This is a genomic window from Plantibacter flavus, from assembly GCF_900177615.1.
GTDB lineage: Bacteria > Actinomycetota > Actinomycetes > Actinomycetales > Microbacteriaceae > Plantibacter > Plantibacter flavus.
Genome location: NZ_FXAP01000002.1, coordinates 555358 through 580937, shown reverse-complemented (window position 1 = coordinate 580937; position 25580 = coordinate 555358). Strand labels below are relative to the sequence as shown.

Here is a 25580-nt window from a genome sequence, read left to right as displayed (position 1 = left end):
GGGCCTGAGCCACCCCGGTCCCTGAGCCTGTCGAAGGGCGCACTTCGACAAGCTCAGTGACCGGGTGGGTGGCTCACGGACCGAAGAAGGGTCAGGCGCGGAGGCGCTTGAGCTCCTCGCGACGCACGGCCTGCTCGGCCGGGTCTGGCACGGGGAGCGACGCGAGGAGTCGACGCGTGTAGACGTCGCTCGGCGCACCGAGCACCGCTGAGCCGGGCCCCTCCTCCACGATGTCGCCGCGGTACAGCACGACGATGCGGTCGGCGAGGATGTCGACCACCGCGAGGTCGTGGCTGATGAACAGCGACGCGAACCCGAACTCACGCTGCAGCTCGGCGAAGAGCTCCAGCACGCGGGCCTGCACCGACACGTCGAGTGCCGAGGTCGGCTCGTCAGCGACCAGCAGTGCCGGTTCGAGCGCCAACGCCCGCGCGAGCGAAGCGCGCTGCCGTTGCCCACCGGAGAGCTCGTGCGGGAACCGGTCGCCGAACGCCTTCGGCAGCTGGACCGCTTCGAGTAGTTCGTCCACCCGACGCCGGGCCGCGCGTGCGTCGCCAAAGCGCCCGTGCACGATGAGCGGCTCCGCCACGCACTCCGCGATCGTGAGCAGCGGGTTGAAGCTCGTCGCCGGGTCCTGGAACACGAACCCGATCTCACGACGCTTCGGAGCGAACTCGCGCTCCTTCACCCGGTTCATCTCCACACCGAGCACCGACAGCGAGCCGCCGGTCACCTTGGTGAGCCCGGCGATCGCGCGGCCGATCGTCGTCTTGCCCGACCCCGACTCACCCACCAGGCCGAGGACCTCGCCCGCGTGGATCGTGAAGTCGACGCCCTTGACCGCCCGGAACCCGGCACGGCCGAAGCGACCCGGGTACTCGATCTCGAGTCCCTTCGCGACCACCACCGGCTCGCCGAGCTGCAGCTGCTTGCCGCGCTCGACCTCTGCCGGTGCGGAGCTCTTACCGCGGCCGACGTGCGGCACCGAGGACAGCAGCTTCTTCGTGTACTCGGCCTTCGGCGAGGAGAACAGCTCCTGCACGGGAGCCTCCTCGACGATGTCGCCCTGGTACATGACCACGACGCGGTCGGCGAGGTCGGCCACGACGCCCATGTTGTGCGTGATGAGGACGATGGCCGTCCCGAACTCGTCGCGGCACCGACGCAGGAGGTCGAGGATCTCCGCCTGCACCGTGACGTCGAGTGCCGTCGTCGGCTCGTCGGCGACGATGAGGCCCGGGTCGAGCACGAGCGCCATCGCGATGACGATGCGCTGCTTCTGCCCGCCGGAGAACTGGTGCGGGAAGTAGTCGACCCGCTCCTCCGGCTCCGGGATGCCGACGCGACGCAGGATGTCGATGGCCTTGGCCCGTGCCTCGGCCTTCGTGTACGACCCGTGCGCGCGGAGGCCTTCGGCGATCTGCCAGCCCACCTTGTAGACGGGGTTGAGGGCCGTCGACGGCTCCTGGAACACCATCGCCGCGTCGCTGCCGCGGATGGACCGCAGCTGCTCCGCCGACGCCGTGACGACGTCCTGCTCGGTCGAACCGTCGCGGGAGCGCAGGACGACGGCACCCGAGGCGGTCGCCGTCTCCGGGAGCAGACCGAGGATGGTCTTGGCCGTGACCGTCTTGCCCGAGCCGGACTCACCGACGATCGCGACGATCTCGCGCGGCGCGACCGACAGCGAGATGTCGTTGATCGCCTTCACGGCGCCGGCGTCGGTCGAGAACGAGACCCCGAGGTCGCGGATGCTGACGATGTCCTTGGTGCCGAGGTCGCGTGGACCGGTGGTCGGCGTCGACTGGCTCATGAGCGCTCGTCCTCTCGTCGGTTCTCCAGATCGCTGTCGGCCGCGGCGTCGCTCACGGCACCCAGCGACTCGGCGTCCATCATCCCGGCGCCACCGGGGCTGTCGGGCGTGCCACCGGTCGTCGTGATGCTCGACGTCGCTGCAACCGATCCACTCGACGCGCCGACCCGACGACGGCTGCGCAGACGCGGGTCGGACAGGTCGTTGAGGCTCTCGCCGACGAGCGTGATGCCGAGCACGACGAGCACGATCGCGAGGCCGGGGAACAGCGCGGTCCACCAGATGCCGCTCGTGACGTCCGAGACGGACCGGTTGAGGTCGTAGCCCCACTCTGCGGCTGCGGTCGGCTCGATGCCAAACCCGAGGAAGCCGAGCCCCGCGAGCGTGAGGATGGCCTCGGAGGCGTTGAGGGTGATGATGAGCGGCAGCGTCCGGGTCGCGTTCCGCAGCACGTGACGGAACATGATGCGGGAGCTCGATGCACCGATGACCTTCGCCGACTCGACGAACGCCTCGCTCTTGATGCGCACGACCTCGGAGCGGATCACCCGGAAGTACTGCGGGATGAAGACCACGGTGATCGAGATCGCGGCGGCGAGGATGCCGCCCCAGAGGCTCGACTGCCCGCGGCTGATGACGATCGACATGACGATCGCGAGCAGCAGCGACGGGAAGGCGTAGACCGCGTCGCACACGACCACGAGCACGCGGTCGAGCCAGCCACCGAAGTACCCGGCGACGAGCCCGAGCAGGACGCCGATGAAGATCGACAGGATGATCGCCGACACGATGACGAAGAGCGCGGTCTGGGCACCCCAGAGCACCCGGGACAGGACGTCGTACCCACCGACGGTCGTGCCGAGGAGGTTCGTCGCGTTCGGCGCCTGCTGCGTACCGAACGAACCGTCGTCGCCGCGCAGCTGGTTGAACCGGTAGGGCGCGACGAGCGGCGCGAGGATCGCGATGAGCACGAACACGCCCGTGACGACGAGACCGATGACGAGCATCGCCCGTTGCAGCCCGACGGACTGGCGGAACTGCTTGACGACGGGGAGACGTTCGCGCAACGGTCGCTTCGCGGGCGCGGTCTGCACGGCGGTGGTGGCTGTCGGAGCACTCATGCTCAGTACCTCACCCTCGGGTCGATGATCGCCGCGATGATGTCGACGATGAAGTTGGTCAGGGCGACGATGACGGCCAGCAGCGCGACGATCCCCTGGACGGCGACGAAGTCTCGCGCCTTGAGGTACTCGCTCAGCATGAAGCCGAGGCCCTTCCACTCGAACGTCGTCTCGGTGAGGACCGCACCGGCGAGGAGGAGCGCGATCTGCAGGCCGATGACCGTGATGATCGGGATGAGCGCCGGACGGTAGGCGTGCTTCGTCACGAGCCGGAACTCGCTGACGCCGCGCGACCGGGCCGCATCGACGTAGCCGGAACCGAGCGTGCCGATGACGTTGGTGCGGACCAGCCGCAGGAACACGCCGGCCGTCAGCAGGCCGAGGGCGATCGCCGGGAGCACCGCGTGGGCGAGGACGTCACTGATCGCCGTCGGATCGCCGAGGCGGATCGCGTCGATCAGGTAGATGCCGGACGGATCGGAGATGGTCTGGAGCGTCAGCTCGGTGCCGGTGCTGGCTCGACCGGCGACCGGGAGGATCCCGAGCCACACGGAGAAGATCAGCTTGAGCAGCAGGCCGGCGAAGAACACCGGGGTGGCGTAGCTGAGGATCGCGAAGACGCGCAGGCCCGCGTCCTGCCAGCGGTCGCGGCGGGCAGCGGCGAGCATGCCGAGCGGGATGCCGACGATGAACGCGACGATGAGGGCGTAGATCGCGAGTTCGAGAGTCGCGGAGCCATACGTGAGGAGGACCTCGATGACCGGCCGGTTGTCGGAGATCGTCGTGCCGAAATTGCCGACCGCGATCTGTCCGAGGAACTCGAAGTACTGGACGAAGAGCGGCCGGTCGTAGCCGGCGGCGCTGATGCGTTCCGCGAGCTGATCGGCCGGGAGACGGCCTCCGAGCGCCGCGGTGATCGGGTCACCGGTCAGGCGCATCAGGAAGAAGACCATGGTGACGAGGATGAACACCGTCGGGATGATCAACAGGAAGCGGATGACGAGGTACCGCCAGAGTCCGCCACCTCCGGAACGTCTGGCCGCCTTGGGGGGTGGGGTTGCGACAGCTGCCGTCATTGCAGTGGATCCTCCTCGATCACCGACTCGGTAGAGCCCGGACAGACGATCGGGGCGGCTCTGTGGAGCCACCCCGATCGCGACGTCCGACTCACCATAGTCGGATATCAGTTGGTCAGGCTACTCAGCCCTTGGTGATGGGCGCGTAGCGGAACTTGAACGACGCGTCGAGAACGGTGCCCTCGATGTCCTTGCCGACGACCGCCACCTGAGCGCCCTGGAGCAGCGGGATGGTCGACAGGTCAGCCGCCTCCGTGTCCTGGATCTGCTCGATGAGCTTCGTCCGTGCATCGGCGTCCGTCGTCGAGCGCTGCTCGTTGATCAGGTCGTTGACGGCCGGGTTGTCGTAGTGGTTCGCGAGGAAGTTGTCCGTGGCGAAGAACGGCGACAGGTAGTTGTCGGCGTCGGAGTAGTCCGGGAACCAACCCAGCTGGTAGGCCGGGTAGACGTCCGTCGTGCGGTCCTTCGAGTACTGCACCCACTCGGTCTGCTGCAGGTTGACGGTGAACAGGCCGTCGGCCTCGAGCTGGTCCTTGATGAGCGCGTACTCGTCGCCGGAACCGGAACCGTAGTGGTCACCGTTGTACTGGAGGTTGAGCGCGACCGGAACGGTCACACCGGCTGCCTCGAGCGTCTCCTTCGCCTTGGCGGCATCCGGGCCGCCGTCGCCGTCGCCGTAGAGGCCCTTGAGGGACTCGGTGGCACCGGTCAGGCCGGCGGGCACGTAGGAGTAGAGCGGCGTGTAGGTGTCCTTGTAGACGTCCTTCGCGATCGCAGCGCGGTCGATCAGGTCGGCAGCGGCCTGGCGGACGGCGAGCGCCTTCGCGGCGTCGGCGTCAGCGGTGGTCGCTCCGTAGGGCATCGTGTCGAAGTTGAAGACGAAGTAGCGGATCTCGCCACCGGGGCCGTCGACGACCTTGACGTTCTTGTCCTTCTTCAGGTCTTCGATGTCGGTCGCGGAGAGGCTGCGCGATGCGACGTCGATGTTGCCCTGCTTCACGTCGAGCTTCAGGTTGGACTCGTCGGTGTAGTACTTCACGTTGACGGTGTCGTTCTTCGCCTCGCCGAGGAGGCCCTGGTAGTCGGCGTACTTCTTGTACGAGATGAGCTCGTTGAACTTGTAGCTGTCGATCGTGTACTGACCGGCGAACGCCTTGCCCTTCACGATGTCGTTGTCGGGCGTGAGCTCGGTGGCGGAGAAGACGTCCTCGTCGACGATCGGGCCGACGGGGCTCGAGAGCACCTGCGGGAAGGTCTGGTCGTTCTCGGTCTTCAGCGTGAAGACGACGGTGAGGTCGTCGGGTGCGTCGGTCTTCTCGAGGTTGCCGAGGAGCGACGACGGGCCGTTGTCGTCGGCGATGGCGAGCTGACGGTCGAAGCTGAACTTCACGTCGGAGGAGGTGAGGTCGTTGCCGTTGGCCCACTTGAGGCCCTTCTTGAGCTTCACCGTGTACTCGGTCGGCGAGGTGAACTCTGCCGACTCGGCGATGTCGGGCTCGACGTCCGGGCTGTTGTACGGCGTGTTCAGGAGGAAGGGGTAGATCTGGTTCATGACGGCGAAGGAGCCGTTGTCGTAGGATCCGGCCGGGTCGAGCGTCGTGACCTTGTCGGTCGTGCCGATGACGATCGTGCCGCTGGCACCGCTGCTGGAGCCGCTACCACCGGCTGCGCAGCCGGCGAGGGCGAGGGCGGTGATGGACAGACCCGCGAGCGCGACGGCGCTCTTCCGGAATCCACTACGTGGGGATGACATTGATGTCGACCTCATTTTCTGTGTGTGAGAGACGGCACGGCTGTGTGCAGGTTCTTCGCACGTGCTTGTAGAGGATTACAGCACGCTCCGAACAAAACCCTCAAACCGAGAAGGCTTCCGGTGCTGATTCGTTACGAGCACGAAACGTGCGCGAGCGACATCTGCAGCGCAATGACCGCGCGTTTCGCCCGGTGCGGACGCCACCGGGATCCCGGGCCCAGTGGCCCGGGGCTCAGGGTCCGTCAGTACCCGCGCTCGGCGTCGAACCGGTTCAGCAGCGGTTCATCTGCGCGGTAGCGGGCCAGGTTCTCGATGAACAGTGCCGTGAGCGTCGCGTTCTCGCTCTCCACCGTGGACGCCGAGTGGGGCGAGATGAGCACGTTGTCGAGGTCCCACAGCGGTGAGTCCGCGGGCAACGGCTCCTCGCGGAAGACATCGAGCGCCGCGCCACCCAGCCGACCCGAGCGCAGCGCCTCTATGAGCCCGTCCTCATCGACGACCTGCCCACGGGAGATGTTGACGATGGCGGCGCCGTCGGGCAGGAGCGCGATCCGGTCGGCACTGATGAGGTTGTCGGTCTCGGGCGTGAGCGCCGTGCACAGGACGAGCACGTCGGTGCCCGGCAGCACCTCGTCGAGCCGGTCCACATCGCTCAGCTCGACGCCGTCGGGGAGCTCATAGGTGCCGCCGACCCGCCCCACCGCGGTCACCCGTGCGCCGATGGCGTCGAAGGTCCGCACCACGTTCGACCCCATGCCGCCGACGCCGACGACGGTGACCCGCATCCCGGCCAGCTGTCTGGTCGTGTACCGCTCGAACCGGCGCTCCCGCTGCCGGCGCTGCAGGAAGGGAACGCCCTTCACGACGAAGAGCGCTCCGGCGAGGGCGAACTCGGCGAGTGGGACGGCGTGCACGCCGCCCGCCGTCGTGACGGCGATGCCGCTGCGGTCGAGTGCGGTGCGACGCATGAACGCGCCGATGCCGGCGCTCGTCGCCTGGATCCATCTCAGGTTCGGGGCGCGCTCCGGGAGCGCCGCCGGGTCCTGCCAGTCGAAGTCGAACGCGACGTCGGCACGGGCGAGCATGTCCTCCCACCGTTGCTGGTCCGCTGCGGACAGCTCGGGTGCCGGCCCGCGGTGATCGGCGACGTACTGCGGTGCCGCGACGAGGGCCGGGTCGTACAGCACCTCGACATCGGGGTGGGAGGCGCTGATCGCCTCGACGTGCTCAGGCTCGAGGTGGCTCGCGATGAGGATCCGCATGATGGTCCATCATGCCCTGCGATGCCCTGCGTCCGGGGTCAGTCGTTGATGGCGGCGTTGGCCGCCTCCTGCGCCTTCTTGAGGCCGTCGGCGACGGGCGTCGTGCCGGCGAAGATCTCCTTGAAGATCGGGTCGTAGGCGGCGAGGCCCTTCGCGTAACCAGCACCCGTCGGGGGCGCGATCGTCTTCGCGTCGTCGGCGATCACGTCGAAGAAGGGCTGCACGTCGACGTCCTGGCCCTTCCAGTAGTCGAAGTACTGCTTCTGGGCTGCGGTCACGGCGGGGACCGCCGAGCCGGACGCACCGACGGGCGCGTTTCCCTCGGCGCTGCCCAACCAGGCGAGCACCTTCTTCACCTGGTCGGGGTGCTTCGTGGCCGCGTTGCCCGCTGCGGCGATCCCGTTCGTGACGCTGACCTTGCCCGCAGGGCCGGCCGGGAGCTCGGCGACGCCCCAGCGGAAGTCGGCGCCGTCGTGCACGGCCTTCAGGCTGTAGAGCCCCGACTGGAACATGGCGACCTTGCCCTGGAGGAAGGCGTCGCGGGCGAAGTCGCCGTCGGCGTTCGTGGAGGCGGCCGGCGGGGCGACCTTGGCGCCGTTGATCGCGTTGACGAGGTAGCTGACGGACTCGCTCGTCTTCGGGTCGTTGAACGCGAAGTCGTCGCCGTCCTGGTACTTCCCGCCGTTCGAGCCGATGAAGGGCAGGAGCACGGCCTGCAGGTCGTACCCGAGGCCGGTGCCGTAGGTCGCGGGCGCCGCCGGGTTGAAGCCGGGCTGGTCGGCAGAGACCCCGGCCGCGTCCTTCGTCAGCTTCTTCGCCAGAGGCAGGAAGGTGTCCTTCGTCGCGTCGGGCGACCAGGTCGCCTCCTCGAGCTCGGCGGGCTTCACGCCGGCCGCGTCGAGGAGGTCGGCGTTGTAGTAGACCGCGATGCCGGCGTCGGACAGCTGCGGAACGGCCCAGAGCTTGTCGTTCCGGGTGAACTGGCTGACCACGCTCGGCGCCCAGTCCTTCGACGCGTCCTTGCCGAGCGTCTGCCCGACGTCGAGGACGCTGCCGCTGTCCGCGTACCCGGCGAGGTAGGAGTTGTTCAACCAGAAGACGTCGGGAGCGGTTTCCGCCGCGACGTCGGTGCGGAGCTTCGTCCAGTAGTCGGCCCATTCGACGACGTCGACGCGGACGCGGATGTCGGGGTTCTCGCGCTCGAAGGCGGCGAACGAGGTCTCGTAGGCGTCGGCGACGGCGGAATCCCAGACGCGCACCGTGACCGTCGTGCGCTCCGTGGATCCGGCGGCGCAACCGCTCAGCATCAGGGCGGAGGCGGCCGCGATCGCGAGGGCGGCGTGTCGCTTGAGCATGAGAATCCTTCGTTCCGTGAACCTCAGGGAGGCTAGCAGTTCAGTCTGAACGCCCGCGAGCTGTCAGAAACGGTCAGTGTGACGCCGTCTGACTGTGCGTTTGTGACAGTTCGCGGGCAGGAGGGGCTGTCAACGGGAGGACCACCAGTCGAGGAGGCGGCGGGTGGCCTCCTCCTCGCCGAGCGGGCCCTCGTCGAGGCGCAGCTCCAGCAGCCAGCGGTACGCCTCGCCGACCTCGCGCCCGGGTGCGATGCCCAGCACCTCCTGGATGCGGTTGCCATCGAGGTCGGGCCGGACGGACTCGAGCTCCTCCTGCTCCTGGAGCTCCACGATGCGCTGCTCGAGGTCGTCGTAGGCGAAGCCGAGGCGGTCGGCCTTGCGCCGGTTGCGGGTCGTGACATCGGCGCGGACGAGCATGTGCAGCCGCTCGAGCAGCGGACCGGCGTCGCGGACGTAGCGTCGCACCGCGGAGTCCGCCCACACGCCCTCCGAATACCCGAAGAACCGCATGTGCAGTTCGACGAGCCGCGCGACGCTCTTGATCGTGTCGCCGTCGTAGCGGAGTGCGGTGAGGCGCTTCTTCGCCAGCTTCGCACCCACGAGGTCGTGGTGGTAGAAGGTGACGGCTGCGCCGGGGCCGGTCTTCTTCGTCGCCGGCTTGCCGATGTCGTGGAGCAGCGCTGCCCACCGCAGGACGAGGTCGGGTGCCTCGCCGGGGTGTCGGGAGTGCTCGTAACCGATGGCCTGCTCGAGCACCGTCAGCGAGTGCTGGTAGACGTCCTTGTGGTGGTGGTGCTCGTCGGGCTCCAGCCGGAGTGCCGGCAGCTCGGGCAACACGAGGTCGGCGATGCCGGTGTCGACGAGCAGCTCGAGACCCGCGCGCGGGTGGTCGGTCGCCAGCAGCTTGCCGAGCTCGGCCTGGATGCGCTCCGGGCTCACGATGGAGATGGTCTCGCGACGCTCCTCCATCGCCTCGATCACGTCGTCGGTGGGCCGGAAGTCGAGCTGGGAGGCGAACCGCGCGGCCCGGAGCATGCGCAGCGGGTCGTCGCCGAAGGAGACCTCGGGCGAGCTCGGCGTCCGCAGCAGGTGGGCGACGAGGTCCTCGACGCCGCCGGACGGGTCGACGAGGGTGATCTCGGGGATGCGGAGCGCCATCGAGTTGACGGTGAAGTCGCGCCGACGCAGATCGTCCTCGAGGGTGTCGCCGAACGCGACGACCGGCTTGCGGGTCACGCCGTCGTAGGCGTCGGCACGATACGTGGTGATCTCGACGGTGTCGGCGTGCTCGACGCCGTCGTCGTCGGTGACGGCGACCTTCGCGCCGATCGTGCCGAAGTCGCGGCCGACATCCCACCAGGCGCTCGCCATCGGCTTGAGGACCGCGAGGATCTGGTCGGGCGAGGCGTTCGACGTGAAGTCGAGGTCGCTCACGGTGCGACCGAGCATCGCGTCGCGAACGGGGCCGCCGACGAGGGCCAGTTCGTACCCGGCTTCGGCGAACGCCGACGCCACCCGAGCGACCACGGGCGACGAGGCCAGGTCCTGCAGGCGCACCAAGGATTCCGCCACGCTCACCATGGGGTCAATCGTACCCGGACGCCGCCTGCCACCCCGTCGCCGTCAAGCCGTGAGCGCTCCTGCGCGACGGCCGTACAATAACGAGGAACCCACTCCCCAGCAGACCAGAGGCGGACACGATCACGAACGAACTCGACGACCAGCGGCCAACCGTCGGCACTCAGGCACCGACGGCCTTCACCAGTACCGTGAAGGACCCCATTCCGCCGGAACTCCCGTTCACCACCGCCCCTGAGCTCGTCCTCGTGACCGGTGGCTCCCGATCGCAGCGCTTCGACCGCCCCGACGTGGTGCAGCGCAAAGGCGTCTACACCCTCATCAACGGTCACCTGACCCCACAGCAGTCGATGGTGGAGGACCTCCTCGCCGTCGCCGACGTCCTCGACGCGGCCGAGATCGAGTACCTCCTCATCCGGGGTGAGCATGACCGCCCCGTCATCGTCATCGACCGCTCCCTGCGCAAGCGCCTGCAGACCGCACTCGCGGAGGCGTTCGCCGACGAGCCCTTCTACAGCGTGCCGCTCAAAGCGCGCATGTCGACGGTGAAGCCGGCCGGCGATCCGCACCTCCTCTCCGACGGACTGCTCACCGGTGCCCGCAAGGCCGAGGTCTTCCGGCTGTACCGGCCGCGCATCGAACCGCTCGGCCGCCTCCGCTACGGCATGGAGACCGCCCTGCAGCTCGAACTCTGGCGCTTCGGCGACGAGGAGATCACCGCTCCCGTGGAGAACGTCCTCATGAGGACGTACATGCCCCGCACCGAGGCCGTCGAGACGACCGTCGAACGCTACGGCCGCAGCTGGCGGACGCTCGAGCACATGTTCGGCGCGCTCGCGAGCGACGTCACCTTCGACATCGACCTCGTCTTCTCGTGGGTGGACGGCTCCTCCGAGGAGTTCCAGCGGGCCCGCGCCAAGCGGATGCAGAGCTACGTCGTCGGAGACGGCGACGACTCCGACGCCCGCTTCCGCCAGATCAACGAGCTCAAGTACGCCCTCCGCAGCGTGCACACCTTCGCCCCGTGGATCCGACGCATCTTCATCGCGACCGACTCCCCCGCACCCGAATGGCTGGCCGAGCACCCGAAGGTCACCATCGTTCGCAGCGAGGAGTTCTTCGGCGACCTCGACGCCCTGCCGACACACAACTCCATGGCCGTCGAGAGCCAGCTCCACCGCATCGAGGGGCTGTCGGAGCACTTCCTCTACTCCAACGACGACATGTTCCTCGGCCGACCGATCAGTCCCGAACTGTTCTTCTCACCGGGCGGCATCAGCAAGTTCGTGGAGGCGACCACCCGCATCGGCCTCGGGGCGAACGACCCCTCGCGCAGCGGCTTCGAGAACGCGGCCCGCGTGAACCGTCGGCTCCTGCACGAGCGCTTCGGACGCGTCACCACCCGTCACCTCGAGCACTGCGCCGCGCCCCTCCGCCGGAGCATCATGGCGGAGATGGAGCAGGAGTTCGCCGAGGAGTTCCGCGCGACCTCCCACAGCGCCTTCCGCGCGGCCGACAACATCTCGGTGACGAACTCGTTCTACCACTACTACGGCCTCATGACGGGTCGCGCGGTGCAGCAGACCCAGGCGAAGGTCCGCTACATCGAGACGACGCTCAAGCAGTCGCTCGGGCAGATGGAGCGACTCCTCAAGCGACGCGACCAGGACATGTTCTGCCTGAACGACGGCAGCCGGCCGGAGATCTCGGTGGAGCAGCGCACCACCGCCGTGATCGACTTCCTCGAGCGGTACTTCCCGTTCCCGGCACCGTGGGAGCGCGAGGCCGCCGTGCCGAGCGCGCTCGAGATCGAGCCGGCCAAGCTCAGCTGACCGCCCTTCGACAGGCTCAGGGACCGGAAGGGGCACTCCGGGACCGGAAGGGGTACCCGGGGGCCGAACCCGGTCACTGAGCCGAACCCGGTCACTGAGCCGAACCCGGTCACTGAGCTTGTCGAAGTGCCACCCTTCGACAAGCTCAGGGACCGACACGGTCGCCACCCTTCGACAAGCTCAGGGACCGAGACGGTCGCCACCCTTCGACAAGCTCAGGGACCGACACGGTCGCCACCCTTCGACAAGCTCAGGGACCGGAAGGGTGCTCAGGGACCGGAAGGGCGCTCAGGGACCGGAAGGGTGCTCAGGGACCGGGGGCCGGTCAGGGGACGATGCGCTCCTCGCGGAGGCGGTCGAAGATCGCGGTGAAGGCGTCCAGCGTCCGCCGGTAGCCGGTGAAGCCGGCGAGTCGGCTCTTGCTCATGTCGGTGACGACCTCGATGTCCCGGCCGAGGTCACCGTCGGTGTGCCACCACGACGCCACGCGGGAGAGGTCGGCCTCGACGAGACCGTGTTCGGCCACCAACTCGACCCAGGTGCCCTCGACGCCCGCCATCTGCTGCTCGAGCGGACGCGGCTCGGTGTCGAAGCCCTCCGGCTCGACGCCGAGGTGCGCGGCCAGTCGCGGCCACATCCAGCGCCAGCGGAAGACGTCGCCGTTGACGATGTTGAACGCCTCGTCCGCACCGGCCGGTGAGCTCGCCGCCCAGAGCATCTGCTCGGCGAGGAGTCCGGCGTCGGTCATGTCGGTGAGGCCGTTCCACTGGGTCTCTGAGCCGGGGAACACGAACGGTCGGTCGAGCCGCTTGCAGAGCGCAGCCTGCACCGCGAGCGTGGACGCCATGTTCATCGCGTTTCCCACCGCGTGTCCGATCACGGTGTGGGAACGGTGTACCGACCAGGTGAACCCCGCTCGCGCAGCCGCGGCGAAGAGCTCGTCCTCCTGCTCGTAGTAGAAGTTGGGCGTGTCCAGGCGCTCCTCGTCCTCGTGGAACGGGGTGTCGGGCATCTCGCCGGCCGCATAGGCCTCGAACGGGCCGAGGTAGTGCTTCAGGCCGGTGACCAGGGCGACGTGCTGAACGGGCTCGGTGGAGAGGGCGGCCAGCAGGTCGCGGACCATGCCGCCGTTGACCCGGATGTTCTCGGCCTCGGTGTCCTGACGTGACCAGGCGGTGAAGAACACGTGGGTGACGCCGGTGCCGCCGAGGGCGCGCGCGAGGTCGTCCGCGTCCCGCAGGTCGGCCGCGACGTGCTCGACCTGCGGGTGGGCCGCCGGCGCGCGGCGGGAGAGGGCGAGGATCCGCCAGCCGCCCTCCTCGAGGAGCTGCGACACGATCGCGGAACCGGTGATGCCGCTGGCGCCGACGACGAGTGCGGTGCGGGGTGCTTCTGGGGAGGTCATCCGTCCACGATAGGCGCGTCGGTCTGGAGAGGCTCCCGGAACGGCGGACCCGCCGGGCTGCGGTACCCTGCCGGGCTGCGGCCCTTCGACAGGCTCAGGGACCCGGGGGAAGCTCAGGGACCGGAGGTGAGCTCAGGGACCGGAGGTGAGCTCAGGGACCGGAGGCGAACTCAGGGAGCGGGGAGGTGCCGCCTTAGACCAGGACGCCGATCGGCATCGTCAGCGGCGGCTCCGGCTGCACCGGCACCGTGTCCGACACGGGCAGCTCGATGCCGTCGCGAGCGAGCAGGCGCGCACTCTCCTCGGCGTCGATGTAGTGCAGCGGCGGGGTCTCGCCCAGCGGCACCACCGAGTGCAGGACCGTCTTGCCGTAGACGTGGACGAGGTTGAACGCTCGCGCGCCGTCGCGACCACGCGTCCCGCCGACGGGCACGTTGAGGTCCTGCGTGTAGCACGTGGCCGAGGCGACCGACACCGGGATGCCCGCGAAGGTCGCGGTCGACGAGTAATGCAGGTGCCCGGCGATGATGCTGCGGACGTCGGACCCCTCGAGTACTTCGGCGAGCTTCGCCTGGTCGCGCAGCTCGACGCTCACGGCGAGGTCGAGCACGCTCGGGACGGGCGGGTGGTGCATGGCGAGGATCGTGCCGTGCGGGGCCTTCGTCGAAAGTTCCTCGGCGAGCCAGTCGAGCTGTTCGTCCGAGACCTCGCCGTGGTGGTGCCCGGGAACGCTCGAGTCGAGGGTGATGACGCGGAGGCCGTTGACGTCGTAGACGCGGTCGACCGGGCGGGTGGTCGGCACCTCGCCGAACAGCCCGGCTCGGAACGCCTGGCGGTCGTCGTGGTTGCCCATCACCCAGATGATCTGCGATCCGAGGCGCTCGGCGACCGGCTCGACGATGGAGCGGATGCGGTCGTATGCGTCGGGTTCGCCCTTGTCGGCGAGGTCTCCCGTGAAGACGATCGCTTCGGGCCGACCGCCGGACGCCTCGAACTCCGCGAACAGACGGCGCAGGTGCGTCTCGCTGTCGACGCTGTCGTAGAGGCTCCCCCCGCCGGCGAGGAGGTGCGTGTCGCTCACATGGAGCAGGAAGTGATCGGGCCTCGGGTACTCGGCCGTGCGAAGACTCACGTGACAACTCTCGTTCGAGCGATGCTCTCCGAACCGCATCGCAGCTGTTTGACCATCTGACCAGACTCGGTTGAACGGCGACGGAACGCCACGCTACGACGCGGGAAACTCGTGAGCAAGGTCAGGGGCCGACATCCAGGGGACTCACACCTGACGGTGGGCTGCGGGAGGATGTCCGCATGCCCTACCTCGACGACGATGAGCAGCCGCTGCAGCGGATCGACCTGGCGCAGATCCCCCCGACCGGACGCCGGTTCCGGCTCGAGCGGCGGATCGGTTTCCAGGAGCACGCCCCGGACGGTCCCGTCGTGTGGGCACCGGCCTCAGACGACGGGTACGACGGCGCCCGGGCGGAGGGATGGACCGACCTCGCGTCCGTCCCGGGCATCCTGTGGAGCTTCATCGGCAGCTACGGCCGGCAGTCCGCGCCGGCCGTCGTGCACGACCACCGCGCGCTCCTCGCACTCGGGCTCCCGCCGGACCAGGCACTCGAGCAGCGGTTCGAGGACGATCGACAGTTCCGTGTCGGACTCCGCCAGCAGCGGGTGCCGCTCCTCCGGGCCTGGCTCATGTGGGCCGTCGTGTCGGTCGAGCGGTACGTCAGGCACGCTCCAGGCGTCGCCGCCGTGCTGATCGGGCAGTCGGTCCTCGGGGTCCTGGCCGTCTGGGTCGCGACGATCGGACTCGTCACGCCCGTGCTCGGCGCTCCGACGCCCGGGTGGCTCGGCCTCGCGGTGGCACCCGCGGTCCTCGCCGTGTGCTGGCGGGAGGAACGGAGACTCCTCGTCTGGTTGCAGTACGCGGGCGCGCTCCTCGGTCCCCTGCTCCTCGTGCAGCTCGCAGCGGTCGGGGCGTTCCGCCTCCTCGAACTGCTCGTCCGGGAGACCATCGACCGCCCGTTCATCGACGACTCCCCCGGCCCGGTCGCCCCGCCGACCCTCCGCTGACCGGTTCCCTGACTCAGGAACGCCTCGGCGTGTCGAGCGCGGGGGACCCGGCACGCCGAGACGCTCCTGAGACAGGGACGGAGCAGGGGTCCGGCTAGGCGCCGGGGAGGGTGCCGAGTCCGTCGACGACCGGGATCGCCGCGAGGAGCCGCTGCGTGTAGGCGTCCTGCGGGTCGGACCAGACGCGGTCCACCGGACCGTGTTCGACGATGCGACCGGCGCTCATGACCGCCACGTCGTCCGCGATGACCCGCACGACGGACAGGTCGTGGCTGATGAAGAGGAGCGCCGCGCCCGTCTCGACCGCCAGCTTCCGCATGAGCTTCGCCACCCGTGCCTGCAGGGAGGCGTCGAGCGAGGCGATCGGTTCGTCGCCGATGAGCAGCTCCGGACCCGCCGCGATGGCCCGGGCGATCGCGATGCGCTGCCGCTGGCCGCCCGAGAACTGGTGCGGGTAGCGGGTGCGGCTGTTGGCGTCGAGCTCGACGTGTTCGAGCAACTGACCGACGTCCCACGCGTCGCGGACCGGGTTGACCCGGAGGCCGTCCTCGATCTGGCTCCCGATCGTGCGGCGCGGGTTCAGGGAGGCATAGGGGTTCTGGAAGACCATCTGGATCCGCAGCAGTTCGGGTGCGCGCTTCCGGAGGCCCAGCTTGCCGATCGGCGTCCCGTTGAACGTGATCGCGCCACCCGAGGTCGGTTCCAGCCCGCAGACCGCTCGCGCGAGGGTCGACTTGCCGCAGCCCGACTCCCCCACCAGGCCGAGCACCTGTCGCGGTTCGAGGTCGAAGCTCACGCCGTCGACCGCGTTCAGCGTGCCGCGACCGGGCAGCTTGTACGTCACGTGGACGTCGTCGAGGTGCAGCAGCGTCATGACGCCGCCTCCGTTCCCGTGTCGGGCAGCGCGTCGATGAGCGCCTTGGTGTACTCGTGCTGCGGATCGGTGATGACCTGGTACCGGCTGCCGTGCTCGACGATCTCGCCGAGCCGCATGACCGCGATCGTGTCGGCGAGCGCCGACATCACCCCGAGGTCGTGGGTGACGAGGATGATCGCGATCCCGAGCTCGTCGCACAGCTTCCGCAGCAGGCGGAGGATGCCGGCCTGGACCGTGACGTCGAGCGCGGTCGTCGGTTCGTCGGCGATGAGCACGGAGGGCTCGCACATGAGCGCCGAGGCGATCGCGATGCGCTGCAGCTGTCCGCCCGAGAACTGGTGCGGGTACTTGCGCAGCGCCGCCTCCGGGTTCGGGACGGCGACGAGGCCGAGCATCTCGAGCGCCCGCGCGTGGGCGGCCGCCTTCGAGGCTCCCGTGTGGTGCCGGTAGTGGTCGACGAGCTGGGCCTCGACCGTGAGCATGGGGTGCAGGCTCGCGGTCGGGTCCTGGAAGATCATCGCGATCTCCGTGCCGCGGTACCGGTTCATGGTGCGCTGCTTGAGCCCCACGAGTTCGGTGCCGTCGAAGCGGATGCTGCCGCCGAGGTCCGCGCCGGCCGGCAGGAGCCCGCAGATCGCGAGCCCGGTCATGGTCTTGCCTGACCCCGACTCACCGGCCAGTCCGGTGATGCGACCGGCGGGGACCTCGAGGTCGATGCCGCGGAGGATCTGCTTGGTCGCGGCACCGCGACCGAAGCCGAGCGTGAGCCCCTCGATGACGATCCCGCCACCGGTGCCGCCTGCTGACTGGGTCATGTCGCGTCCTTTCGGGTCGCTCGCACCGCGTGCGCCGCTCACAGCGCGCGCCCCTGCACGGCTTCCTGCGACCGGGGGTCGAGGGCGTCGCGGAGGGCGTCGCCGAGGAAGTTGAAGGCGAGCACCACCGTGAGGATGGCGAGTCCCGGGAAGACCGCGATCCACCAGGAGGAGAAGTTCTGCACCCCGTCGGACACCATCGCACCCCAGTCCGGCGTCGGCGGGACGGCACCGAGGCCGAGGAACGAGAGACCCGACAGCAGCAGGATGGCCGTACCGACGTCGAGGGTGGCGAGCACGACGACCGGCGACACGACGTTCGGCAGGATGTCCTTGCCGAGCGAGGTGAACGGCCCGTTGCCGAGCAGACGACCGGCGATGACGTACTCGGCTCCCCTGGCTCCGATGACGAGCGAACGCGTCACGCGGGCATAGGCCGGCCACGACACGATGAGCATCGCGATGACGGCGTTCGTGAGGCTCGGGCCGAGCGCTGCGGCGATGACCATCGCGAGGATGATCGTCGGGAACGCGAACACGAGGTCGGCGATCCGCATGATGGTCTCGTCGAGGGCCTTGCCGAAGTAGCCGGCGATCGCCCCGAGGAGCGATCCGATGAGCATCGCGAAGATCACGAGCATGAGGGCGAGCGGGATCGAGACCTGCGCGCCGCTGACGACCCGGGACAGGACGTCGCGGCCCACCTGATCGGTGCCGAACCAGTGCGCGGCACTCGGGGCCTGCAGCCGGTCGAAGTCCTGGGCGAGCGGGTCGAACGGCCGGATCCACGGCGCGAGCACCGCGACGAGCAGCCAGAAGAGCACGATGACGCCACCCGCGACGGCGAGCGGGGTGCGCAGCTGCTTCGAGATGCGGAGGCGGCCCTTGCGCTTGGTCTGGACGGCGAGGACGTCGGTCATGCCACCCTCACTCTCGGGTCGATGAAGCCGTACAGCACGTCGACCAGGAAGTTCAGGCCGATGTACACGAAGCCGACGATGAGCCCGACGCCCATGATCGCGGGCAGGTCGAGTTTGGTCGCCGCGGAGTACGCGTACTCGCCGAGACCGTGCCACGAGTACACCTTCTCGACGAGCACCGTCCCGGACAGCAACGACCCGAAGGCGACGCCGAGCACGGTGATGATGGGGACGAGCGCCCCGCGGAGGACGTACCGGGTCACGACGACGTGGCCGGGAAGGCCCTTCGCCCGCGCTGCACGCACGTAGTCGAGGTCGAGCACCTCGAGGATCGCCGACCGAGCGAACCGGGTGAGCAGGCCGATCGTGTAGAGCGCCAGGACCGAGGCGGGCAGGATCAGGTGGGCGATGGCGTCGCCGAAGGTCGACCACTGGCCGGCGAGCAACGCGTCGATCGTGTACATCCCGGTGACCTTCGGCGGCGGGATCGCCGCGGGCGAGAGTCGCCCGGAGCCCGGGAACCAGTGCAGCTGGGAGAAGAACACGAAGTAGACGACGAGGGCGAGCCAGAACGACGGCACCGAGATGCCGATGAGGCTCACGACCCGGATGACCTGGTCGGTGATCGTCTTCCGGCGCAGCGCGGCCCACATGCCGAGGCCGACGCCGATCACGATCGAGATGACGATGGCGGTGAGCGCCAGTTCGGCCGTGGCCGGGAAGGCGCGACCGAGTTCGTCCGCGACGGCGCCGCGGGTCTGCTGCGAGGTCCCGAGGTCGCCCTGGAACAGGTTCGCGACGTAGGTGACGTACTGGACGGGCAGTGGCTTGTCGAGGCCGGCGCTCTCGCGGAACTGCGCGACGATCGTCGGATCCGCTGCGGCCTGCTCACCGAGCGCCGCCTGCACGGGGTCCGCGGGGACGAGGTTGGTCAGCGTGAAGGTGACGAGCGTCACCCCGAACATCAGGAGGACCGTGAGTCCGAGCCGGATGCCGAGGTAGCGCGCGAGCGGGTGGAGACCCGCTCGCGCGCTGGACGTCGTCGGTGCGACGCTACTTGATTCCGGCAAGATCGACGGTCCACGTCGGGTTCAGCGGAACCTCGGTGATCGTGGTCGCGGTGACCACGTTCTGCGCCGGCTGCAGGAGCGGGATGAACGGTCCGCTCGCGTTCTGCGCCTTCTGGAGGTCCTGGTACGCGGCGGCACGGGCGTCCGTGTCGGTCGCGGCGAGCGCCGCGTTCGCGAGGTCGGTCACGGTCGGGTCGGCGCCTGCCGGCCAGCCCGCGCGGAGGCCGACGAGCTCACCCGGCGTGAACGCGAGGTAGTTCGACGGGTCCGGGAAGTCCGGACCCCAGTACCAGAGACCCACGGTCTCCTTGCCGTCGCGGTAGGCGTCCAGCTCGGTGGCGACCGGAGCCGGGGCCAGCGTGATGGTGATGCCGACCGACTTCAGCTGCGCCTGGACCGACTCCGCGATGCTCTGGAGCGAGAGCCCCTGCACCGTGATGTCGTTCGGGAAGTTCAACGTGACGGCTTCGCCGGCGTAACCGGACTCCTTGAGGGCCGCCTTCGCCGCATCGGCGTCGAACTGGTTGCCGTCGGCGGCGTCGAGCGCACCGTTGAAGATCGAGGGGATGAAGCCACCGGGACGGACGGAACCGTCGCCGGCGAGGTCGACGATCTTGTCGTAGTCGATGCCGAGCTTGACGGCCTCGAGGAACTTCGGGTTGCTCGTGATGTCGCTGATCGCGGGGTCCTGGTTGAGCATGAGGAAGATCATGTAGCGCGAGGGGTTCGCGATGATCTTCACCTTCGAGTCGTCGAGCTCGGAGACCTGATCGGGGTTCAGGTCGAGGGCGACCTGCGAGTCACCGGCCTCGACGTTGAGCTTCTGGGTCGGGCCCTGCACGTTGCGGAGGACGACGCGCTCGTACGCGGGCTTGGTCCCCGTGTACTCGGGGTTCGCCGTGAAGACGACCTGCGAGGCGGCGTCGAAGGACTCGAGCTTGTACGGGCCGGAGCCCGCGGACGTGGTGTTGAGGAACGACTCGGCCGCGTCGTCGGCGGTCGCGCTGCCACCGTTCTCCTCGACGACCTTCTTGTTCACGACGCCGAGGGCCGGGTTCGGAAGGATGAACGGGAGGGCGGGGTTCGGCGTCGCCGAGGTGAGCGTGAGGGTCGTGTCCGACGTCTTCTCGATCGTGACGCCGTCGAGCAGGAAGGACGGGTTGCCCTTCACACCCTGGACGCGCTGCAGCGAGAACACCGCGTCGTCGACGGTCACGTCGGAGCCGTCGGAGAACTTCTTGCCGTCCTTCATCGTGAGGGTCATCACCGTGTTGTCGGCGTTCATCTCGTAGCTCGCGAGGCCGTCGACCGGGGCGGTGACGTCGTCGCCCTGGAAGGTGAGGAGGGTCTCGTAGAGCGCCTTCGCGACGATCGAGCCGGTCGTCTCGTACTCGCGGTTCGGGTCGGCGGTCTTGAGGTCGAAGGACGCGTCGACGACGAGCGACTTGCCCGCGCTGTCATCGGAGCCACCTGAGGGGGAGCAGGCGCTGAGCGCGAGGCCGGCGGCGAGGGCGAGGCCGAGGGCCGCCATGCCGCGCCGGCTCGTGCGGCTGAAGGATCGTGACAAGGTGGAGCTCCTTATCTGGTTGGAGGGATGAGCTGAAAGTAGTGCGATACGCGATCATTCGTCAATCCACAAGCCGTTACCAAAGAAGAATTGTCTCGATTTCGCGGCGAATCTGCCATATCCTCTCAATCGACCGCCAGGACCACCGCCGAATCTGGACGTTTGGAGCAATCGATGCAACTCGACGACACCCACATCCGCATGTTGGAGCTGCTGCGGGAGGACGGGCGGGCTTCGGTCGCCGCACTCGCGGAGGAGCTCGGGATCTCCCGCTCGAACGCCTACTCGCGCTACGAGGCGATGCTCCGTGCCGGCGTCCTGAAGGGGGTCCACGCGGAGATCGAGCCGGCCACGGTCGGGCTCGGTGTCGCGGCCATGGTCTTCATCACACTGCGCCAGAGCCAGTGGGCGGACTTCCGCGCGCGGCTGTCCTCGGTCCCGGAGCTGGAGTACTTCGCCGTCACGACGGGCGAGCACGACGCGATGATGCTGATCCGGGCCCCCGACGTGGCGGCGATCCACGAACTGGTCGCCACCCGACTCGCACAGTGGCCGTCCATCAAGGCGACGACGACCGTCTTCCTCATGGACGAGGAGCGGTCGAACGTGTCGCTCCGCATGACGAGGTCCGAACGCACGAGCGTCGAGGACTCCGGCGAGCGCTTCGGCATGACGCGGTTCGTCCGCACGAGCGACGAGCGCGCCCAGCGGGTGCCGGAGCGACGCGGACGCTGACCCGGCGACGGTGGCGCGCCGGCCCTGAACGACTCAGGCGGCGGCGATCTCCCGACAGACGCTGACGTGGGCCTGTCCGTCCGGGCCGACGAAGTCCTCGGTGAGGATGAACGAGCCGTCCTCGGCGCGGGAGATGATCGAGCTCGCTTCGCCGCGCGTCGTCAGGTCGCCGGCACGGTTGCGGTGCACGAACGAGATGTCGATGCGTTCGCCGGTGCGCACCCCGCAGAACCGTCCGACGGAGACGGTGTCACCGACGTATTCGCCCCACAGCACGCCGTGCGTCTCGTGGTAGACGAATCGCGTGGGCGCGTCGGCGTCGACGACGCTCGCGGACGACGACACCATGTCGAACACCTTCGCATCGAGGTTGAAGTCGAGCGTGGCGCTGGTGCCGGTGTCGGCGGTTCCTGTCATGCCGTCATTCTGCGGAGGCGTCCGAACAGGTGTCAACCTGCCGACGATCCGTCCATCCCCTCCGCCGTGAGTGCCGGTCGTACAGGACGAAACGACGGTTCAGACCACATCGACGAGATGTTCCGCTGACTCCGGGCCTCGCAGCTTGACGGCGTCCACAGCGGGTGGCTTACTGATCTCCATGTGTCCAGACAGCCTGCAGTTCCGCGACCCCCGCACCCAGCCACTCCCCCGGGACGGCGCCTTCCGCGAGTACCTCGCGACGGGCTGGGGTGCGGTGGACCGCTCCGTCGACCTCGCCGAGGGTGCCGGCGCAGCCGCCGGGCGTCACCGCGACGTCATCAGCGCGCAGTTCCCCGGCCACTGGCTCGTGGTCACCGCGGGACGCGCCGTGACGCGCGCGAACGACACCGAGTTCCCGTTCCGACCCGACAGCGACTTCGTGTGGCTCACCTCCTGTCAGGCGGAGGGCGCGGTCCTCGTCATGCGGCCGACCGCTGGTGGCCACGACGCGACGCTGTACCTCGCCGAACCCGTCGGTCCTGGTGAGGAGGCGTTCTACGCCGACGCCATGCGCGGCGAGCTCTGGATCGGCCCATCCGCCGGACTCCCCCAGTGGGCGGAGGCGCTCGGCATCGAGGTCCGCTCCCTCGAGGTGCTGGACGAGTCCCTCGCCATCGTGCCCGCCGACGCGCTCCGCGCAGGCGCCCCGGAGCCCCGGGTCGACGGTCGATTCGCGGCGTCGCGAGCGCTCCTCATCGCCCTGTCCGCCGCGAAGCTCGTCAAGGACGACTGGGAGATCGCGCAGCTCCGCGCCGCCGTGGACGCCACGGTCGGCGGGTTCCGCTCGGTCGTGCGCGAACTGCCCGCCGCCATCGAGTTCGGCGGAGAACGCTGGTTGCAGTCGACCTTCGAGCGCCACGCCCGCACGTTCGGCAACGGTGTCGGGTACTCGACGATCATCGGCAGCGGGCCGCACGCTCCCACGCTGCACTGGACGCGCTGCGACGGTCCGGTCCTCCCCGAGCACCTCATCCTCATGGACGCCGGCGTCGAAGCCCGCTCCTTGTACACCGCCGACGTCACGAGGACCTTCCCCGCGAGCGGGTCGTACACCGCGGCCCAGCGCGAGGTCCACGACCACGTCGAGCGGGCCCATCGTGCCGCGATGTCGCAGGTCGGCCCCGGCCGGTCGTTCATCGACATGCGGAACACGGCCTACGAGCAGATCGCAACGAGCCTCCGCGACCTCGGCATCCTGCAGGTGTCGGTCGACGAGGCGATGTCGCCGAACGGCCAGCAGCACCGCCGCTACCTGCCGAGCGGCACCGGCCACCATCTCGGACTCGACGTGCACGACTGCGCCCGCATCGGCGACGAGCGGTACCTCGACGAGCCGTTGCAGCCGGGAGCCGTCCTGACGGTCGAACCCGGCCTCTACTTCCACGCGAACGACCTCACCGTGCCGCCGGAGCTGCGCGGTATCGGCGTCCGCATCGAGGACGACCTGCTCGTGACCGCCACCGGCCACGACGTCCTCTCAGCAGCACTCCCCATCAGCGCAGACGGTCTCGAGGCCTGGTTGCGCGGCTGACCCGCTCGGTCCACAACTCAGGACCAGCGAAGCGTGTCGCGGCGCGCCCTGCGGCGCCGGCCGCGACACGCCGGGTGCGTCCTGCGTTGCGAACGAGCCTAGGCTTGCACGGTGAGTCAGCCCGACGCCCCCATGCGCACCGCCGTCCGCCCGAGCCCCGGCGTCATCGCGACCCTCCGGAACCCCAGGGCCTTCAGTGTCGAGATCCTCGCCGGGATCGTGACGACGCTGGCGCTCATCCCCGAGGTCATCTCCTTCTCGATCATCGCCGGCGTCGACCCGAAGGTCAGCCTCATCGCCTCCGTCGTGCTCGCCATCTCGATGTCGATCCTCGGCGGGCGGCCAGCGATGATCACGGCCGCCGCGGGAGCCGTCGCCCTCGTCGTCGCGCCGCTCGTCAAGGAACACGGCGTGGAGTACCTGCTCCCCGCCGTCATCCTCGCGGGCCTCATCCAGATCGTGTTCGGCGTGACCGGTCTCTCCCGGCTCATGCGGTTCATCCCCCGCTCGGTGATGATCGGCTTCGTCAACGCGCTCGGCATCCTCATCTTCGTCGCCCAGGTCCCCCACCTGCTCGGCGTCCCGTGGCTCGTCTACCCGCTGTTCGTCATCACGGTGCTGATCGTCCTGCTGCTCCCCAAGCTCACGACCGCGGTGCCGGCACCACTCGTCGCGATCGTCGTCGTCACCGCGATCACGATGATCGCGCACGCCGCCGTGCCGACCGTCGGCGACCAGGGGGACGTCTCAGGCGGCCTCCCCGGCCTGACCGCCCTGCTCGTGCCGCTCAACCTCGAGACGCTCGGCATCATCTGGCCGACCGCGCTGAGCGTCGCGTTCGTGGGGCTCATGGAGACCCTCCTCACGGCGAAACTCGTCGACGACATCACCGACACGACGTCGTCGAAGGGGCGCGAGTCGTGGGCCCTCGGCGTCGCCAACATCCTGGCAGGTTGGTACGGAGGGATCGCCGGTTGCGCGATGATCGGTCAGACGGTCGTGAACGTCAAACTGGGGCGCGCTCGGACGAGGATCTCCACGTTCGTCGCCGGCGTCTTCCTCCTGCTGCTCGTGACCGCGCTCAGCCCGGTGATGGCGCAGATCCCGATGGTCGCGCTGGCCGCCGTGATGATGATCGTCGCCATCAAGACCGTCGACTGGCACAGCGTGCGCCCGGCGACCCTGCGACGGATGCCGATCCCCGAGACGGTCGTGATGGTGGTGACCGTCGCGGTGGTCGTCATCACCCACAACCTCGCGATCGGCGTCGCTGCAGGAGCGGTCCTCGCCATGGTGCTCTTCGCACGGCGCGTGGCCCACGTGATCCGCGTCCGTCGGGTCCTCGCGGACGACGCCGCCTCCGTCCGGTACAGCGTCATCGGCCCACTGTTCTTCGGCAGCAGCAACGACCTGGTCGAGCAGTTCGATTACGCGGCCGACCCTGCGGACGTCGTCGTCGACTTCACCGCCTCGCAGATCTGGGACGCCTCGAGCGTCGCCGTCCTCGACGCCGTGCAGGAGAAGTACGCCGCGCACGGCAAGCAGGTCGTGTTCACCGGACTCGACGAACGCAGCTCGGCCTTCCATGGGAAGCTCACCGGCCACCTCTGAGTCGATCGACCCGGCACCGTCTCAGAGGTGCAGCACTCGACGGAGACCCGCGTCCAGATCCAGTAACAGGGTGGCGGGCACCCTGCCGGCGGCCGGACCGAGGTCGCCCTCGTCGAGGGTAAGTAGCTGCGTGGTGTTCACGACCGAGTCCTTCGGCAGGCCGGAAGCCGTAGCAGGGAGGAACACGTTGCCCGGGAGCTCGGCGAGCGCCGTGTTCGACGTGACGACCGCGATGATCACGGTCCGGAGTGCGCTCCGCGTGTAGGCGTCGTGTTGGACGACCACGACCGGGCGCCGACCGGCGGGCGCACTCCCCCGTTCGCGAGGGCCGAGATCGACCCAGCGGATGTCACCGCGTCGGATCACCAATCGTCTCCCGTCGTGAGTTCGGCCAGGCGGTCGCGTCCGGCCGCGGCGACGGCCCGTGCTTCCTCCGTCGAAGCGACTCCCGCATGCCGCAGCGCGGTGTCCAGTGCGGCAGTGAGACCGGCGGCATCGGTCTCGTCGAGGTACCGACTCGCCGCCGCCGCGAAGAACTCGGAGCGGTTGACACCGAGCTCGGCGGAGCGAGCTTCGACGCGGGTGAACAGTTCGTCGGGTAATGAGATGGCGGTCTTCACAGGTGAGAGTATAACCGGGTATAACTTCGGTTACGACCCTGGGCTGAAGATGTCGGCGGCGTGGCTGGGCATGCGACCAC

22 protein-coding genes are annotated in these 25580 nt (G+C 68.9%); 5 read left to right on the top strand and 17 right to left on the bottom strand.

Going from position 1 to position 25580, the window contains the following annotated elements; all coding sequences use genetic code 11:
* Nucleotides 1–91: 91 nt before the first annotated feature.
* The 7 genes from B9Y95_RS09105 to B9Y95_RS09075 all read right to left on the bottom strand — a co-directional run bounded on the left by B9Y95_RS09105 (nt 92) and on the right by B9Y95_RS09075 (nt 9961).
* A complete protein-coding gene (locus B9Y95_RS09105) occupies nt 92–1813 on the bottom strand; it encodes a dipeptide ABC transporter ATP-binding protein (RefSeq protein ID WP_079704269.1) in 1722 nt (573 codons plus the stop codon).
* On the bottom strand, nt 1810–2934 hold the full coding sequence (locus B9Y95_RS09100; protein WP_085511546.1) for an ABC transporter permease: 1125 nt from the start codon (nt 2932–2934) through the stop codon (nt 1810–1812). The genes B9Y95_RS09105 and B9Y95_RS09100 overlap by 4 nt, the downstream gene beginning before the upstream one ends.
* Before the next feature lie 2 nt (nt 2935–2936).
* Nucleotides 2937–4010, bottom strand: coding sequence for an ABC transporter permease (locus B9Y95_RS09095; protein WP_085511545.1), 1074 nt, complete (start codon nt 4008–4010; stop codon nt 2937–2939).
* A gap of 124 nt (nt 4011–4134) precedes the next feature.
* Nucleotides 4135–5763, bottom strand: coding sequence for an ABC transporter substrate-binding protein (locus B9Y95_RS09090; protein WP_085511544.1), 1629 nt, complete (start codon nt 5761–5763; stop codon nt 4135–4137).
* A gap of 242 nt (nt 5764–6005) precedes the next feature.
* Nucleotides 6006–7025, bottom strand: coding sequence for a D-2-hydroxyacid dehydrogenase (locus tag B9Y95_RS09085; RefSeq protein ID WP_085511543.1), 1020 nt, complete (start codon nt 7023–7025; stop codon nt 6006–6008).
* A 38-nt stretch (nt 7026–7063) separates the two neighbouring features.
* Nucleotides 7064–8380: an ABC transporter substrate-binding protein gene (locus B9Y95_RS09080; protein ID WP_085511542.1), complete on the bottom strand. Its 1317-nt coding sequence runs from the start codon at nt 8378–8380 to the stop codon at nt 7064–7066.
* Between the two features lie 129 nt (nt 8381–8509).
* Nucleotides 8510–9961 carry a CCA tRNA nucleotidyltransferase gene (locus B9Y95_RS09075; RefSeq protein ID WP_085511541.1) on the bottom strand — a complete coding sequence of 484 codons (1452 nt, stop codon included), beginning with the start codon at nt 9959–9961 and terminating at the stop codon, nt 8510–8512.
* A gap of 188 nt (nt 9962–10149) precedes the next feature.
* Here B9Y95_RS09075 and B9Y95_RS09070 point away from each other — a divergent pair, with 188 nt between their 5' ends.
* Entirely contained in the window at nt 10150–11790 is a 1641-nt protein-coding gene (locus tag B9Y95_RS09070) for a stealth family protein (protein WP_085511540.1), read from the top strand.
* A 325-nt stretch (nt 11791–12115) separates the two neighbouring features.
* Here B9Y95_RS09070 and B9Y95_RS09065 read toward each other — a convergent pair whose 3' ends face one another.
* Nucleotides 12116–13195, bottom strand: a complete 1080-nt coding sequence (locus B9Y95_RS09065; RefSeq protein WP_085511539.1) for an SDR family oxidoreductase — start codon at nt 13193–13195, stop codon at nt 12116–12118.
* A 193-nt stretch (nt 13196–13388) separates the two neighbouring features.
* Nucleotides 13389–14327 carry a phosphodiesterase gene (locus B9Y95_RS09060; RefSeq protein ID WP_234994036.1) on the bottom strand — a complete coding sequence of 313 codons (939 nt, stop codon included), beginning with the start codon at nt 14325–14327 and terminating at the stop codon, nt 13389–13391.
* Between the two features lie 179 nt (nt 14328–14506).
* On the opposite strand from B9Y95_RS09060, the gene B9Y95_RS09055 reads away from it, so the two are divergent.
* Nucleotides 14507–15274, top strand: coding sequence for a DUF1353 domain-containing protein (locus tag B9Y95_RS09055; RefSeq protein WP_085511538.1), 768 nt, complete (start codon nt 14507–14509; stop codon nt 15272–15274).
* Between the two features lie 94 nt (nt 15275–15368).
* On the opposite strand, the gene B9Y95_RS09050 is transcribed toward B9Y95_RS09055, so the two are convergent.
* The 5 genes from B9Y95_RS09050 to B9Y95_RS09030 are packed head-to-tail and all read right to left on the bottom strand — an operon-like array spanning nt 15369 to nt 20523.
* Entirely contained in the window at nt 15369–16148 is a 780-nt protein-coding gene (locus B9Y95_RS09050) for an ABC transporter ATP-binding protein (RefSeq protein ID WP_085511537.1), read from the bottom strand.
* Nucleotides 16145–16966: an ABC transporter ATP-binding protein gene (locus B9Y95_RS09045; protein WP_085511536.1), complete on the bottom strand. Its 822-nt coding sequence runs from the start codon at nt 16964–16966 to the stop codon at nt 16145–16147. The genes B9Y95_RS09050 and B9Y95_RS09045 overlap by 4 nt, the downstream gene beginning before the upstream one ends.
* 38 nt (nt 16967–17004) lie before the next feature.
* The gene (locus B9Y95_RS09040; protein WP_079704282.1) at nt 17005–17886 is read right to left on the bottom strand and encodes an ABC transporter permease; all 882 of its coding nucleotides are present in this window, start codon (nt 17884–17886) and stop codon (nt 17005–17007) included.
* Nucleotides 17883–18956 carry an ABC transporter permease gene (locus B9Y95_RS09035; protein ID WP_234994035.1) on the bottom strand — a complete coding sequence of 358 codons (1074 nt, stop codon included), beginning with the start codon at nt 18954–18956 and terminating at the stop codon, nt 17883–17885. Before B9Y95_RS09035 ends, B9Y95_RS09040 begins: the two co-directional genes overlap by 4 nt.
* Nucleotides 18940–20523: an ABC transporter substrate-binding protein gene (locus B9Y95_RS09030; protein ID WP_200811378.1), complete on the bottom strand. Its 1584-nt coding sequence runs from the start codon at nt 20521–20523 to the stop codon at nt 18940–18942. The genes B9Y95_RS09035 and B9Y95_RS09030 overlap by 17 nt, the downstream gene beginning before the upstream one ends.
* A 174-nt stretch (nt 20524–20697) precedes the next feature.
* On the opposite strand from B9Y95_RS09030, the gene B9Y95_RS09025 reads away from it, so the two are divergent.
* Entirely contained in the window at nt 20698–21258 is a 561-nt protein-coding gene (locus B9Y95_RS09025) for an Lrp/AsnC family transcriptional regulator (RefSeq protein ID WP_079003723.1), read from the top strand.
* 33 nt (nt 21259–21291) lie between these two features.
* On the opposite strand, the gene B9Y95_RS09020 is transcribed toward B9Y95_RS09025, so the two are convergent.
* Nucleotides 21292–21675, bottom strand: a complete 384-nt coding sequence (locus tag B9Y95_RS09020) for an avidin-fold protein (protein WP_200811377.1) — start codon at nt 21673–21675, stop codon at nt 21292–21294.
* Between the two features lie 181 nt (nt 21676–21856).
* On the opposite strand from B9Y95_RS09020, the gene B9Y95_RS09015 reads away from it, so the two are divergent.
* Nucleotides 21857–23269, top strand: a complete 1413-nt coding sequence (locus B9Y95_RS09015) for an aminopeptidase P family protein (RefSeq protein ID WP_085511534.1) — start codon at nt 21857–21859, stop codon at nt 23267–23269.
* A gap of 132 nt (nt 23270–23401) precedes the next feature.
* Nucleotides 23402–24880: a SulP family inorganic anion transporter gene (locus tag B9Y95_RS09010; protein ID WP_079704285.1), complete on the top strand. Its 1479-nt coding sequence runs from the start codon at nt 23402–23404 to the stop codon at nt 24878–24880.
* A 21-nt stretch (nt 24881–24901) separates the two neighbouring features.
* Here B9Y95_RS09010 and B9Y95_RS09005 read toward each other — a convergent pair whose 3' ends face one another.
* Complete coding sequence (locus tag B9Y95_RS09005) at nt 24902–25246, bottom strand: type II toxin-antitoxin system PemK/MazF family toxin (protein ID WP_280525948.1); 345 nt, start codon at nt 25244–25246, stop codon at nt 24902–24904.
* On the bottom strand, nt 25243–25500 hold the full coding sequence (locus B9Y95_RS09000; RefSeq protein WP_085511532.1) for a ribbon-helix-helix protein, CopG family: 258 nt from the start codon (nt 25498–25500) through the stop codon (nt 25243–25245). The genes B9Y95_RS09005 and B9Y95_RS09000 overlap by 4 nt, the downstream gene beginning before the upstream one ends.
* Between the last annotated feature and the right edge of the window lie 80 nt (nt 25501–25580).